Origin of the sequence: Actinomyces timonensis (genome assembly GCF_040702965.1) — a bacterium.
Classification (GTDB): domain Bacteria; phylum Actinomycetota; class Actinomycetes; order Actinomycetales; family Actinomycetaceae; genus Actinomyces; species Actinomyces timonensis_A.
The window spans coordinates 1,607,526-1,621,380 of sequence record NZ_CP159989.1; the positions used below are offsets into that span (position 1 = coordinate 1,607,526).

At 68.9% G+C, this 13,855-nt stretch carries 6 protein-coding genes, 3 rRNA genes and 1 pseudogene; all 10 read right to left on the bottom strand.

All coding sequences use genetic code 11. From position 1 onward, the window contains the following. Nucleotides 1-26 precede the first annotated feature (26 nt). Nucleotides 27-1,229: a putative cytokinetic ring protein SteA gene (steA, locus tag ABXS69_RS06990; RefSeq protein WP_366180009.1), complete on the bottom strand. Its 1,203-nt coding sequence runs from the start codon at nt 1,227-1,229 to the stop codon at nt 27-29. Beyond that, nucleotides 1,226-3,059 (bottom strand): annotated as a pseudogene (gene recN, locus ABXS69_RS06995) (DNA repair protein RecN). Before recN ends, steA begins: the two are co-directional and overlap by 4 nt. Further along, complete coding sequence (locus tag ABXS69_RS07000) at nt 3,056-3,922, bottom strand: NAD kinase (protein WP_366181561.1); 867 nt, start codon at nt 3,920-3,922, stop codon at nt 3,056-3,058. Before ABXS69_RS07000 ends, recN begins: the two are co-directional and overlap by 4 nt. Before the next feature lie 50 nt (nt 3,923-3,972). Then, nucleotides 3,973-4,842, bottom strand: a complete 870-nt coding sequence (locus ABXS69_RS07005; protein WP_366180010.1) for a TlyA family RNA methyltransferase — start codon at nt 4,840-4,842, stop codon at nt 3,973-3,975. An 8-nt stretch (nt 4,843-4,850) separates the two neighbouring features. Further along, the gene (locus ABXS69_RS07010; RefSeq protein ID WP_366180011.1) at nt 4,851-5,081 is read right to left on the bottom strand and encodes a hypothetical protein; all 231 of its coding nucleotides are present in this window, start codon (nt 5,079-5,081) and stop codon (nt 4,851-4,853) included. 13 nt (nt 5,082-5,094) lie between these two features. Next, entirely contained in the window at nt 5,095-6,150 is a 1,056-nt protein-coding gene (locus tag ABXS69_RS07015) for an HAD hydrolase-like protein (protein WP_366180012.1), read from the bottom strand. Continuing rightward, nucleotides 6,147-6,953, bottom strand: coding sequence for a hypothetical protein (locus ABXS69_RS07020; protein ID WP_366181562.1), 807 nt, complete (start codon nt 6,951-6,953; stop codon nt 6,147-6,149). Before ABXS69_RS07020 ends, ABXS69_RS07015 begins: the two co-directional genes overlap by 4 nt. Before the next feature lie 1,129 nt (nt 6,954-8,082). Further along, nucleotides 8,083-8,201, bottom strand: a 5S ribosomal RNA gene (gene rrf, locus ABXS69_RS07025). Nucleotides 8,202-8,405: 204 nt separating this feature from the next. Continuing rightward, nucleotides 8,406-11,594 (bottom strand): 23S ribosomal RNA (locus ABXS69_RS07030). Nucleotides 11,595-11,968: 374 nt separating this feature from the next. Then, a 16S ribosomal RNA gene (locus ABXS69_RS07035) occupies nt 11,969-13,511 on the bottom strand. Together the 16S, 23S and 5S rRNA genes form the textbook arrangement of a ribosomal RNA operon. Nucleotides 13,512-13,855 lie beyond the last annotated feature (344 nt).

Sequence of the window (13,855 nt, forward strand, 5' to 3'; positions counted from 1 at the left end):
TCGACGAGTAGCGCGGGGGCGGATCGTCACAGGGACGGGGTTCTCGGGGACAGGCCCACGAGCGACCTCAGGAAGTTGATGAAATCATCCCAGGTGGCGCCGAAGAGGCCAAGGAAGGTCTGACCGGCGGGGGTGGACTGGAGCGCCGCCCACAGGGCCAGCAGCCCGGCGACGGCCAGGAAGAACAGGTGCCAGCTGGAGATGCGGGTCCGGTAGAGCCGCGAGACGCCTTTGGCGTCGATGAGGCGCCCCCCGACCTTGAGGCGGGTCAGGAAGGTGGAGGACATGCCGGCCCTGCCCTTGTCGAGGAACTCCAGGAGGGTGGCGTGGGTGCCCAGGGCGACGATGAGCTCGGCGTCGGCCTCGTCGGCCATGAGCATGGCGATGTCCTCGCTGGTGCCCGTGGCCGAGAACACCACGTGGTCGACGCCGAGGGCCTCCACTCGGGCGAGGCCGGGGGCGCGCCCGTCGCGGTAGGCGTGGACGACGATCTCCGCGCCGCTGCGCAGCGCCTTATCCGAGACGGAGTCCATGTCGCCCACGATCATGGTCGGCTTGAACCCGGCCTCGATGACGGCATCGGCCCCGCCGTCGACGCCGATGATGACGGGCTTGCAGTCGCGGATGTAGGAGCGCAGGGCCTTGAGGTCCTCCTTGTAGGAGTAGCCGCGCACGACGACCAGCACGTGCTTGCCCGCCATGGAGGTGCGGATCTCGGGCATGCCGATCCCGTTGAGCAGCAGGTCGCGCTCGCGCTTCATGTACTCCATGGTGTTGGCGGCGAAGGCCTCGAGCTGGACGGCCAGGCCCTCCTTGGCCGCCTCCATGGAGGCCTCCACGCTCGCGGGCGTCTGCACGGTCCCCTCGGCGACGATCGCGCCCTCGCCCTCGAGGCGCACCGCGCCGTCGGCCACGGTGATCCGATCGCCCTCGCGCAGGCGCATGATGTCAGCGCCCAGGCCATCGATGAGGGGGATTCCGGCGTCCACGAGGATCCCGGGGCCGAGGTTCGGGTATCGGCCGGAGACGGACGGCGAGGCGTTGAGCACCGCGGCGGGCCGCTTCTCCACGAGGGACTCGGCGGCCACCCGGTCCAGGTCCGAGTGGTCGATGACGGCGATATCGCCCGGGTTGAGGCGCTTGACCAGGTCCTTAGTGCGGGCATCGACGCGGACGACGCCGACTGGTCGGTCGTCCGGGGACAAGCGCTTGCGGAACTGGAGCCTCACGCGCTTGATTCTGCCATGGAGGCCTCTGCCAGGAGTTCCGCGGCGTGCCGCAGGGCCGCCTCGGAATCGTCGTGGCCGGACAGCATCCGCGCCAGCTCGCGCTCGCGCTCGGCCCCTGTGACACGGGTGACCCGCGTGCGCGTGGTCCTCGTCCCGTCGCCGGGGTGATCGGCGCCGACCGGGGCGCCGCCGCCCGCCGGGGTCTCCTTGTGGACGACGAGGTGGGTGTCGGCCCAGGCGGCCACCTGCGCCAAGTGAGTGACGACGATGACCTGGTGGCGGCGGGCCAGTCGGGCCAGGCGCCGCCCGATCTCGCGTGCGGCCTTCCCGCCGACGCCGGCGTCGATCTCGTCGAACACGAAGGTGCGGGCGTGCTCCCGATCCGGCGCCGCGCCGCCGTCCTGCGCCCCGGGGGCGGGCTCGATCCTGGTGGCGTCGGCGAGGACGACCTCCAGGGCCAGCATGATCCGGGAGAAGCTCTCCGCCGGAGGCCCCCTTGCCCAGCGGAATGGGGGTCGCGCCGGGATGCGATGACAGCAGCAGGGAGACCGCCTCGGCGCCGGTGGGCCCGGGCTCGTCGAGCGCCTCGAGGCCGACGACGAGCCTGGCCCCGCTCATCCGCAGGCCGTCGAGCTCGACGGTGACGGATTCCTGGAGCCGCTCGGCCAGCCCGGCCCGGGCGGCGCTCAGCTCCGCGGCGGTGGCCTCGAGCTCGGCCTGGGCCTCCGTGAGCGCCCGCATGAGCCCCTCGGCGCCGTCGGAGGGCCCGTCGATGCGGGCGAGGCGGTCGGCGGCGCTCCGCCCCCACTCCAGGAGAGCGTCGACGCCGTCGATCCGCTCCGCGGCGCCACCGGTCTCACGGCACAGGCGGGTCAGCTCGGCGCGGCGCTGGTTGACCCAGGCCAGGCGCGCTGGGTCGGCGTCGAGGCCGGAGAGGTAGGAGCCGAGGTCGGCGCCGATGTCGGCGCTGAGGATGCCGAGCTGTCGGACCCTGGCCGCGAGCTCGGTCAGGGCGGGGTCGAGGCCGTCGACGCCGGCCAGGGCGCGTCCGGCGGCTGCGATGAGGGAGGCGGCGTCGACGGCCTCCGTGCCGCCCGCGGCCGGATCGGCGTCGGCGGTCAGGGCGGCCGCCGCGGCGGTCGCGGCCAGGCGCAGGTCCTCAGCGTGCTCCAGGCGGGCGGCCTCGGCCTCCAGGGCGATGTCCTCCCCGGGGGCGGGGTCGGCGGCCTCGATGGCCTCCAGCCAGGCGCGCAGGCGGGCGGCCTCCTCAGCGCGCGCTTGGGATCCGGCCTGCCACTGCGCCAGCTCCTCGGCGGCGCGCGCCCGCCGCCGGTAGGCGCGGGCGTAGCGCCGGCACAGGGCGGCGTGCTCGGCCCCGCCGAGGGAGTCCAGGGCCGCGCGCTGGGCTGCGGCGGAGCGCAGGCGCAGCTGATCGGCCTGCCCGTGGACGGCCACGAGCCGCGACCCGACCTCTCCCAGGACGGATGAGGGAACCGAGCGGCCCCCGAGGTGGGCTCGTGAGCGGCCTTCGGAGGGAACGGCGCGCGTGGCGATGAGCAGGTCGTCGTCGAGCTCGGCGCCGGCCTCGGCGGCTCGGCGGCCGGCCGGCGAGTCGGGGTCGGTGAGGAAGGCGCCCTCGACGAGGGCCCGCTGGGCCCCGGCGCGCACGACGGCGGCCTCGGCGCGCTGGCCCAGGAGCAGCTTGAAGGAGGTGAGCACCATGGTCTTACCGGCCCCGGTCTCACCGGTCAGGGCGGTCAGGCCGGGGCCGAAGCGCAGCTCAGCGGATTCGATGATCCCCAGGTCCTCGATGCGCAGGGACTCGATCAATGGCCCAGCCCGTTCTCGCTGGCCGCCCGCCATCCCTGCACGGGCAGATCGAATTTGCGCACGAGCCGGCGGGAGAAGGGGGCGTTGTTGAGCCGTGCCAGGCGCACGGGGCGCTGCCCGCGGGTGACGCGGATGCGGCTGCCCGCGACGACGTCGAGGCTGCGGCGCCCGTCGCACCAGATCTCGGCGCCGTCGAAGCCTGTGGAGTCGATGACGACCTCCAGGCAGGAGGACGGCGCCAGGACGAGGGGGCGGGTGAACAGGGCGTGGGCGGCCATGGGGATCAGGAGGAGGGCCTCGACCTCGGGCCAGATGATGGGCCCGCCCAGGGAGAAGGCGTAGGCGGTCGAGCCGGTGGGGGTCGAGATGACCAGGCCGTCGCAGCCGAAGGAGGAGACGGCCTGCCCATCGACGCCGATGGCCAGCTCGAGCATGCGCGCGCGGTCGCGCTTCTCCAGGGCAGCCTCGTTGAGCGCCCATCCGTGCTGGATCGCCCCCTCGGGGCTCTCTACGGCCACCTCCAGGGTCATGCGCTCCTCGACGGCGTACCGCCCGGCGACGAGCTCGGCGACGACGTGCTCGACGGCGTCGGGATCCGCCTCGGCGAGGAAGCCGACGTGCCCGGTGTTGATGCCCATGAGGGGCACGTCCTTGTCGCGGGCGATCTGACTGGCGCGCAGGATGGTGCCATCGCCGCCCAGGACGAGGACGAGGTCGACATCCCCCAGGAAGCGGTGGTCGACAGACTCCACGCCGTGGTCGCGCAGGGCGGCCTCGGCGCGCGCCCCGACCGTGGCCGTGGAGGCAGAGCGCCGCTGCCCGGGCGGCACGGGCTGGTCGTTGACGTCGCGCCGGACCACCATGACGCGCGCGATCCCGTGGTCGCGTCGCTGGTCCGGGGCTGTCGATGCGGTCATCGGCGGCTCGTCCTCCCTCGTCTGGCGCCCTTGCCGCCGGGGCCCTCGGCGACGGCGCGCCCGGCCTCGGCGATCAGGTCCTCGCCGGTCAGGTCGCCACCGGTCCCGGCGCCGCCGGCGCGCATGGACAGAAAGTACTCGACGTTGCCCGAGGGGCCCGGCAGGGGCGAGGCGGTGATGGCGTCGATGCCGAGCCCCAGGCCGTGGGCGCGCTCGGCGACAGTCAGGATCGTCTCGAGGCGCAGCTCGGGATCCCGGACCACTCCCCCGTGCCCGAGCCTGTCCTTGCCGATCTCGAACTGGGGTTTGACCATGAGGAGGAGGTCCGCGTCGTCGGCCGAGGCCCGCAGGAGCGGCTCCAGGACGAGCGTGAGGGAGATGAAGGACAGGTCGCCCACCACGAGCCCGGGCGCTGGGGCGACGGCAGCGGGATCGAGGGTGCGCACGTTCGTGCGATCCAGGACCCGCACGCGGGGGTCGGATCGGAGGGACCAGGCGAGCTGGCCGTAGCCGACGTCGACGGCGACGACGCTGGCAGCACCGCGCCGAAGGAGCACGTCCGTGAAGCCGCCGGTGGAGGCCCCGGCATCCAGGCAGCGGCGCCCCGCCACCACCGGGGCCAGGCCCCTGGCCTCAAGGGCGTCGAGGGCACCGGCGAGCTTATGGGCGCCTCTGGAGACGTAGTCGTCCCAGCTGGGCGTCACGATCTCAATGGCCTGCGCTGGGTTGACCTGACGGGCGGGCTTGGTGACGAGGGCGCCGTCGAGGGTGACGCGGCCGTCGGTGATGAGCTGAGCGGCGTGGGCGCGCGAGCGGGCGACACCGCGCCGGACGAGCTCGGAGTCGATGCGGATGAGCCGTGCCATGAGCCGCCTCAGCCCTCGGCCAGCCGCAGGGCGGAGCGGAGGTCCTCGGCGAGGTCCGCCAGTCCCTGGGCCCGCGCCTCCAGCGGCTCATCGGCGAGCACGCCGAGCCGCTCCGCGACGCCGACGCCCTCCTGGGAGGCCGCAGCGAGGCGCTGCTCACAGGGAGGGGCGGGCAGGGGCGCGGCGGGGGTCGCCTCGCTGGGTCCAGGGACGGGGCCTGGCTCGCGCTCGGTGCTCATCTGGGGTGTCCGTTCAGGCCGCGACGGTGATCTCGGGGAGGCTGAGCACGGGGACGCCCGCCTGGGAGCCGGCGGCGGCGCTGTCCCAGGCGGCGGCGGCGAGCGCCCGGTAGGCATCGAGTGTCACGGTGATAGGGCGCTCGAGTGGGCCGACCCCGGCGAGCTCGATGCGATCGCCGCTCACGCGCGCACGCTCCCGGCCGACACTCCACCAGGCCCCGTCGCTCATGGGCTCGGGGTGAGCCTCGATGAGACCGCGCAGATCGGTGTGGAGGAAGGCGGGGCGCTCGGCGGGATCAGCGAGGATGACATCGCGGGCGGTGCTCACCCCGGTGAGCACGTGGAGACCGGGGATCCCTGCGGAGCGGGCCCCGACGTGGTCGGTGTTGAGCCGGTCCCCCACGGCGATGGGGCTCGTGGCGCCGCTGCGGGCCAGGGCGCGCTCGTAGATGCCGGGGAAGGGCTTGCCCCCGGCCAGGGGCTCCTTGCCGGAGGCGTGGGCGATGGCCGCCACGAGGCTGCCGTTGCCCAGGGCGAAGCCTCGCTCGGTGGGCAGGGTGGCATCGAGGTTGGTGGCCACGTGCAGGGCGCCGGCCGTGATCGCGTAGAGGCCCTCGGAGAGCATGGCCCAGTCGACGGCGGGGTCCCAGCCCTGGACGACGGCGGCCGGGCGGTCCGCAGCGGTGTCGGTGAGGGTGAAGCCCTCATCGAGGAGCGCCTGTCGCACGCCGTCGCCACCGACGACGAGGCACAGCGAGCCCGGGGCTAGGTGCTCGGTGAGCATGACGGCCGCGTCCATGGCGGCGCTGAAGACCTCGCCGGGCTCGGCCTGTATGCCGTTGGCGCGCAGCTTGTCGACGACGGTGCGCGGCGCCCGCGAGGCGTTGTTGGTGACGAAGCTGAGGCGCATGCCCGCGGCCCGGGCCGCGTTGACGGAGTCGGCGGCGTGCGGGACACGGGCCTCACCGGCGAAGCAGACGCCGTCGAGGTCGAGCAGGGCACCATCGTAGGCGCTGGCCAGGGGGGAGGCACTCCCCAGGAGGCCCGGGGGCAGGGGCGCGGGGCTCATGCCTGTGCCTCCTCGCTGTGGGCGCCGTCGGAGTCCTGAGCCGCGTCAGTGCCCGCGTCGGCGGGGATGCCGTGGGACTGGAGGTGCTCGATGAGCTCGTCCTCGATGGCGTCCGCGCCACGGGGGGCGCCGGGGTCCTCGGAGGTGCGCTCGCTGGAGCGCTCGGAGGCATCGCCGCCGTCGGTGAGGGCCTTGGCGCGCCCCTCGTCCGGCTCGGGGCGATCGGCCGCGGCGGCCTGGGCCGCCCGCTCCTCCTCGGACTCCTCCTGGACGTCGTAGACCTCGACGTCCGGCTCGGCGGGATCGGGGGCCTCGCCGATGCGCTCGCGAATGGCGTCGGCCTCCTGGCAGCGCCCGAGGTCCTCAAGGCGGTCGGCCCGCACGGAGTGGAGGCGGCGCAGGGTCTCCCGGTCCCCGCGGAAGAGCCGGATCGCGTCCTCGATGACGACGAGTCCGAGCTCGTCCTGGCCCATCTCGTGGCGGACCCCGGAGACGACCATGGCGATCTCGGCCTCCTCGACGTCGTCGAGCTGCTCGGGATCGGCCTCCGCGGCCGCCTTGAGGGCCTGGCTGTGGCGACCGAGGGCCCGCTCGCAGTCGGCCTCGATGGCCCGGTGGAGGTCGAGGCCGGAGAGTCGGCGCGCGGCGCGGATGTCGCGCAGGGCATCGGAGTAGTGCTCGGAGAGGTAGGCGGCGATCCCCGCCGCCTCGCGGACGACGGCGATGCGCCCGGCGTGCGAGGCGGCATAGCGGGCATGCTCGTGAGCCAGCGCCGGATCCGTGTCGAGGAGGCGCTGCACCATCACCAGGTGCCTGGCGACGTTCTCCGCGTTCGCGCGCCCGAGCGCCCGCAGCTCGCGCCTCGCGGAGCCATCGAGCTGCGCGGGCTCGACGTCGTCGGGAAGCCGGGGCTCGGGAACCCGGACGCGCTGGGGGGCGCGAGTGCCACGCGCTCCGGGGCGGGCGTTGCGCTGGTCGCCCCCGAAACGCCCGTCACGAGATCCCCCGGCGCCTGCCCGGCGATCGTCGCGAGACCGGTAGGGGCGGCGATCCGAGCTGTCTCCTCGCTCCGAGCGCTCGCCGTAGCCCCGATCGCGGTAGCGGTCCTCCCGGTAGCCGCCGTCACGGTAGCCGCGGGAGCCCTCATCCGACCGGTAGGAACGGCCCTGTTGGCGCCCGCCGCCGAAGCGATCGCCACCCCGAGCGCCGAAGCCATGGCGGTCGCCACGCGCACCACCTGATCGGCGCCCGCCATCGTTCCTGTCATACGCCCTGTCGTGAGCCATGCTCCTTCTTCCTGTGGCTGACTGCCGGGGAGCCCCGCGGTCCTTCTGGCGCAAGCCTACTCAGGGCGCGTGGCGCGCCGCGCACACGGGGTGGGTGAGATGCGCCCCCAGGAGACGCGCCAGTGCCTTAAGGACGGGCCGCCCGCGCGCGGAGGGCCGGTCCCCGCCGGCGCTGGTGTCCTTGGCGGGGTCACGGGAGGGGGTGCTGGTGGTCGGGTGTTGGGGGTTTTGGTGCGTGCCCCTTTTTTGGTGCCGGGGTGGGGTCTGGGCCCGGTGTTGCGGTCTCGTTGTCGTGGTTCGAGGGCGCAACCGCCGGGCTGAGGCGGTACGGGCGGGCTGAGGCGGTGTCCCGGTGGTGGGTGGTGGGCCTGGGGGTGGTGGCCTTTTCCTCGTGGTGGTGGTCGTGTGCGCGTGGGGGCGGGGCCGGTCGTGGGCGGGCGCGGGCTGGTACCGGTGCGTGCGGGGCTGGGCTTTGCGGCCTGGTGGTGGGCGCTGGGCCGGGACCCCCTGGCCGGCCCCCCCCCTGGGCCGGTGGGGTCGTCGTGGGCGCGCCCGAGCAAAATGGGGGGCGGGCGAGAAATGAGGTGGGGGCCCTGCCGTGCGCGCGTTGACGCGCGCACGGCAGGGCCCCTCCTATTAGGTGTGTGCCCGGCGGTGTCCTACTCTCCCGCCCCCTGGCAGGGGCAGTACCATCGGCGCTGGGGGTCTTAGCTTCCGGGTTCGGAAAGGGATACCGGGCGTGGCTCCCCCGCTATGACCACCGGGACGTCTCTATCCAACTCACGGGCCCACCACCCACCCCCCTGGGGGGTGTGGGTGGTGGGGCGTGGTTGGTCGTGGACCGCATAGTGGGCGCTTGTCTTGGCTCGTGCTTCCATCACCACCGTGGCCCCTACCGGTGCCTCCCCCCCTTCGTTTGCTTAGGGGGTGGCTTGGTGGACCGCTGGCTGGACGGCGCGTGTTGTGCTGGTGTGCTTGTGTCGGCCGATTAGTGCCAGTCAGCTCAAAAGCCCTTGCAGGCCTTCCACTCCTGGTCTATCAACCCAGTGGTCTACTGGGGGCCTCCCACCCCCCCCCAGAGGAGGGGTGTGGATACCTCATCTTGAAGATGGTTTCCCGCTTAGATGCTTTCAGCGGTTACCCGTCCCGAACGTAGCCAACCAGCCGTGCCCATGGCAGGACAACTGGCACACCAGAGGTTCGTCCGTCCCGGTCCTCTCGTACTAGGGACAGGCCTTCTCAAGTATCCTGCGCGCGCAGAGGATAGGGACCGAACTGTCTCACGACGTTCTAAACCCAGCTCGCGTACCGCTTTAATGGGCGAACAGCCCAACCCTTGGGACCTGCTCCAGCCCCAGGATGCGACGAGCCGACATCGAGGTGCCAAACCATGCCGTCGATATGGACTCTTGGGCAGGATCAGCCTGTTATCCCCGGGGTACCTTTTATCCGTTGAGCGACGACCCACCCACACGGGATCGCCGGATCACTAGTTCCTGCTTTCGCACCTGCTCGACCCGTCGGTCTCGCAGTCAAGCTCCCTTGTGCACTTGCACTCAACACCTGGTTACCGACCAGGCTGAGGGAACCTTTGAGCGCCTCCGTTACACTTTAGGAGGCAACCGCCCCAGTTAAACTACCCACCAGGCACTGTCCCTGACCCGGATCACGGGCCCAGGTTCAGGCGCACGCCATGGCCAGAGTGGTATTTCAACGACGACTCCACCACCACTGGCGTGGCGGTCTCACAGTCTCCCACCTATCCTGCACAAGCCATAGCGGGCGCCAATACCAAGCTATAGTAAAGGTCCCGGGGTCTTTCCGTCCTTCTGCGCGAAACGAGCATCTTTACTCGTAATGCAATTTCGCCGAGCTCATGGTGGAGACAGCGGGGAAGTCGTTACGCCATTCGTGCAGGTCGGAACTTACCCGACAAGGAATTTCGCTACCTTAGGATGGTTATAGTTACCACCGCCGTTTACTGGGGCTTGAATTCACCGCTTCACCCCACAATGAGGGGCTGACGGATCCTCTTAACCTTCCAGCACCGGGCAGGCGTCAGTCCGTATACATCGCCTTGCGGCTTCGCACGGACCTGTGTTTTTAGTAAACAGTCGCTTCCCCCTGGTCTCTGCGACCCTCCCCCCCAACGGGCAAGCCGTCTCAGGGTTCGGGCCCCCCTTCTCCCGAAGTTACGGGGGCATTTTGCCGAGTTCCTTCACCATGATTCACTCGTGCGCCTAGGCATACTCTGCCCGACCACCTGTGTCGGTTTAGGGTACGGGCGGCTCGCACCTCGCGCCGGGGCTTTTCTCGGCGCCACAGGATCACCCTACTGTCCCCCACCACAAGGCGGGGTCACCATCACGCCTCACCCTCCCACCCCCCCCACAAGGGAGGAGCAGGTGGTCCCCGGACTTACCTGGAGACCGGGCCGCACGCTTGAACGGGCCAAGCCATCAGGCCCGCGGGGCTACCACTGCGCGTCACCCCTGTTAATGCGCTTGCCTACCAGCACGGAGGACCCCCAGACCACCACCCGCCACCCACCAAGGAACCCGAAGGCCCCCAGGCAGGCGACAGCGAGCAGCGGCGTGGGTTAGCACCCGCGCGTCAGCATGGGCGGTGCTACACCGGTACGGGAATATCAACCCGTCGTCCATCGACTACGCCTGTCGGCCTCGCCTTAGGTCCCGACTCACCCAGGGCGGACTAGCCTGGCCCTGGAACCCTTGGTCATTCGGCGCTAGGGCTTCTCACCCTAGTATCGCTACTCATGCCTGCATTCTCACTCCCGCGCCGTCCACCCCTGGGTCACCCCGAGGCTTCACCCAGCGCGGGACGCTCCCCTACCACCCGCCGCCCCTGCCCAGCCCACAAGGACCAGGAAGGACCAACACGACGGGTCCGCGGCTTCGGCGGCGTGCTTGAGCCCCGCTGAATTGTCGGCGCACGATCACTTGACCAGTGAGCTATTACGCACTCTTTCAAGGATGGCTGCTTCTAAGCCAACCTCCTGGTTGTCTGCGCGACCGCACATCCTTTCCCACTTAGCACGCGCTTAGGGGCCTTAGCCGGCGATCTGGGCTGTTTCCCTCTCGACGACGGAGCTTATCCCCCGCCGTCTCACTGCCCCGCTACCACCCGAACGGCATTCGGAGTTTGGCTGACGTCAGTAACCCTGTGGGGCCCATCAGCCACCCAGTAGCTCTACCTCCGCCGGGCAACACGGGACGCTGCACCTAAATGCATTTCGGGGAGAACCAGCTATCACGGAGTTTGATTGGCCTTTCACCCCTACCCACAGCTCATCCCCCCCATTTTCAACTGAGGTGGGTTCGGTCCTCCACACGCTCTTACACGTGCTTCAACCTGGCCATGGGTAGATCACCCCGCTTCGGGTCCAGGACGCGCCACTCAAAAACGCCCTTTCGGACTCGCTCTCGCTACGGCTCCCCCACACGGGTTAGCCTCGCGACACGCCACTGACTCGCAGGCTCATTCTTCAATAGGCACGCCATCACCCCCGCACGAGGCAGGGGCCCTGACGGCTCGTAGGCGCCCGGTTTCAGGTACTCTTTCACTCCCCTCCCGGGGTACTTTTCACCATTCCCTCACGGTACTGATCCGCTATCGGTCACCAGGAAGTATTCAGGCAGCCGAGTGGTCTCGGCAGATTCACACAGGATTCCACGGGCCCCGTGCTACTCGGGAACACCATCACGCAGGCCCACGGGTTACGCCTACGGGGCTCTCACCCACTACGGCCCCCCTTCCCAGAGGGTTCGGCTACCACACAGGCTTGATCACTGCGCCCCGCCACGGCAGCAACGGGAGGACAGCGTCCCACAACCCCACGACCGCAACCCCTGCCGGGTGTCACACGACCATGGTTTAACCATCATCCGCTTTCGCTCGCCACTACTCACGGAATATCTTCTCCTACGGGTACTGAGATGTTTCACTTCCCCGCGTCACCCCCCACGCCCTATGAATTCAAGCGCGGGTGACCGGGCATGACCCCGGCCGGGTCCCCCCATTCGGACACCCTCGGATCACAGCCCGCTAGCCGGCTCCCCGAGGCTTATCGCAGGCCACCACGTCCTTCATCGGCTCCTGATGCCAAGGCATCCACCGAACGCCCATAAAAACAAGCAGCACAGCAAAACACGCTGAAAAAACAACAACCAAGCAAAAACAAGAAGCGCGCCCCCCACCCCCCACGAAGAGGCGATGACGAGCGCGCCAGATGCTCGCGCCCACTATACAGTTCACAACCAACCCACCCACACCAGGCCCACCAACCACCACCAGCGGCCGGCCGGCCCAGCAGGGCCCACCACGGAACAACCGAGAACGCCAGCAACGGCGAGCTGTCCCAGAACCCCGATAACGCGCCACGCTCGTCCACGCCCAACGACCCCCGCCGAACCAGCCCGGCCGACCAGCGACCCGCCCCCGCCCACCAAACAGGGCAAGACAGAAGGACGAGCCGCCCCGACCGGGACGACGAGGACCAGAAAGCTCCTTAGAAAGGAGGTGATCCAGCCGCACCTTCCGGTACGGCTACCTTGTTACGACTTCGTCCCAATCACCGGCCCCACCTTCGACCGCTCCCCGTAGGGCCACGGGCTTCGGGTGTTGCCGACTTTCATGACGTGACGGGCGGTGTGTACAAGGCCCGAGAACGTATTCACCGCGGCGTTGCTGATCCGCGATTACTAGCGACTCCAACTTCACGGTGTCGAGTTGCAGACACCGATCCGAACTGAGACCGGCTTTAAGGGATTCGCCCCGCCTCGCGGCATCGCAACCCTCTGTACCGGCCATTGTAGCATGCGTGAAGCCCAAGACATAAGGGGCATGATGATTTGACGTCATCCCCACCCTCCTCCGAGTTGACCCCGGCAGTCTCCCGCGAGTCCCCGCCACTACGCGCTGGCAACACGGGACAGGGGTTGCGCTCGTTGCGGGACTTAACCCAACATCTCACGACACGAGCTGACGACAACCATGCACCACCTGTGAACCGGCCCCACAAGGAGGAGGCCCCGTCTCCGGGACCGTCCGGCACATGTCAAGCCTTGGTAAGGTTCTTCGCGTTGCATCGAATTAATCCGCATGCTCCGCCGCTTGTGCGGGCCCCCGTCAATTCCTTTGAGTTTTAGCCTTGCGGCCGTACTCCCCAGGCGGGGCACTTAATGCGTTAGCTGCGGCGCGGAGGACCCGGAAAGGCCCCCCACACCTAGTGCCCAACGTTTACGGCGTGGACTACCAGGGTATCTAATCCTGTTCGCTCCCCACGCTTTCGCTCCTCAGCGTCAGTAACGGCCCAGAGACCCGCCTTCGCCACCGGTGTTCCTCCTGATATCTGCGCATTCCACCGCTACACCAGGAATTCCAGTCTCCCCTACCGCACTCAAGCCGGCCCGTACCCACCGCACGCCCCCGGTTAAGCCGAGGGATTTCACGACGGACGCGACCAGCCGCCTACAAGCCCTTTACGCCCAATAATTCCGGACAACGCTCGCGCCCTACGTATTACCGCGGCTGCTGGCACGTAGTTAGCCGGCGCTTCTTATCCAGCTACCGTCAACCCACCCACAAGGGACAGGCCTGCTTCACTGGCGAAAGAGGTTCACAACCCGAAGGCCTCCATCCCTCACGCGGCGTCGCTGCATCAGGCTTCCGCCCATTGTGCAATATTCCCCACTGCTGCCTCCCGTAGGAGTCTGGGCCGTGTCTCAGTCCCAGTGTGGCCGTCCACCCTCTCAGGCCGGCTACCCGTCAAAGCCTTGGTAGGCCATCACCCCACCAACAAACTGATAGGCCGCGAGCCCATCCCCCACCAGACAAAAAGACCTTTCCCAACCCCACCATGCGGCAGGACCAGAATATCCCGTATTAACACCACTTTCGTGGCGGTATCCAGAAGAAGGGGGCAGGTTACTCACGTGTTACTCACCCGTTCGCCACTCATCCACCCCAGCAAAAACCAGGGCTTCACCGTTCGACTTGCATGTGTTAAGCACGCCGCCAGCGTTCGTCCTGAGCCAGGATCAAACTCTCCAAAAAAACCAATTCACCCAGAACCGCCAAACACGACCCCAAGCAAAAACAATTCCAGAGAAAAAATCTCCAAGCCCAACCCACACCACCACCACAAAAACAGCAGCAGCACAGGCCAAACAAAAAAACAAGACATAAACAAGCATGACACGCTATCGAGTTCTCAAACAACACACCCACCCCACAACAACAACAACCCCCACAACAGAGAGCCACCATCACAAGAAGGCGCAAAGAGAACATTACAGAATGGAGCGCTTTGGATCAAATCCGGAGACCGGTGATCCCGATCTCGCACTCCCCTGTTCAGTTCTAGCCGTCCGACCCCGGGATGACCCCGGCGCCGCGCT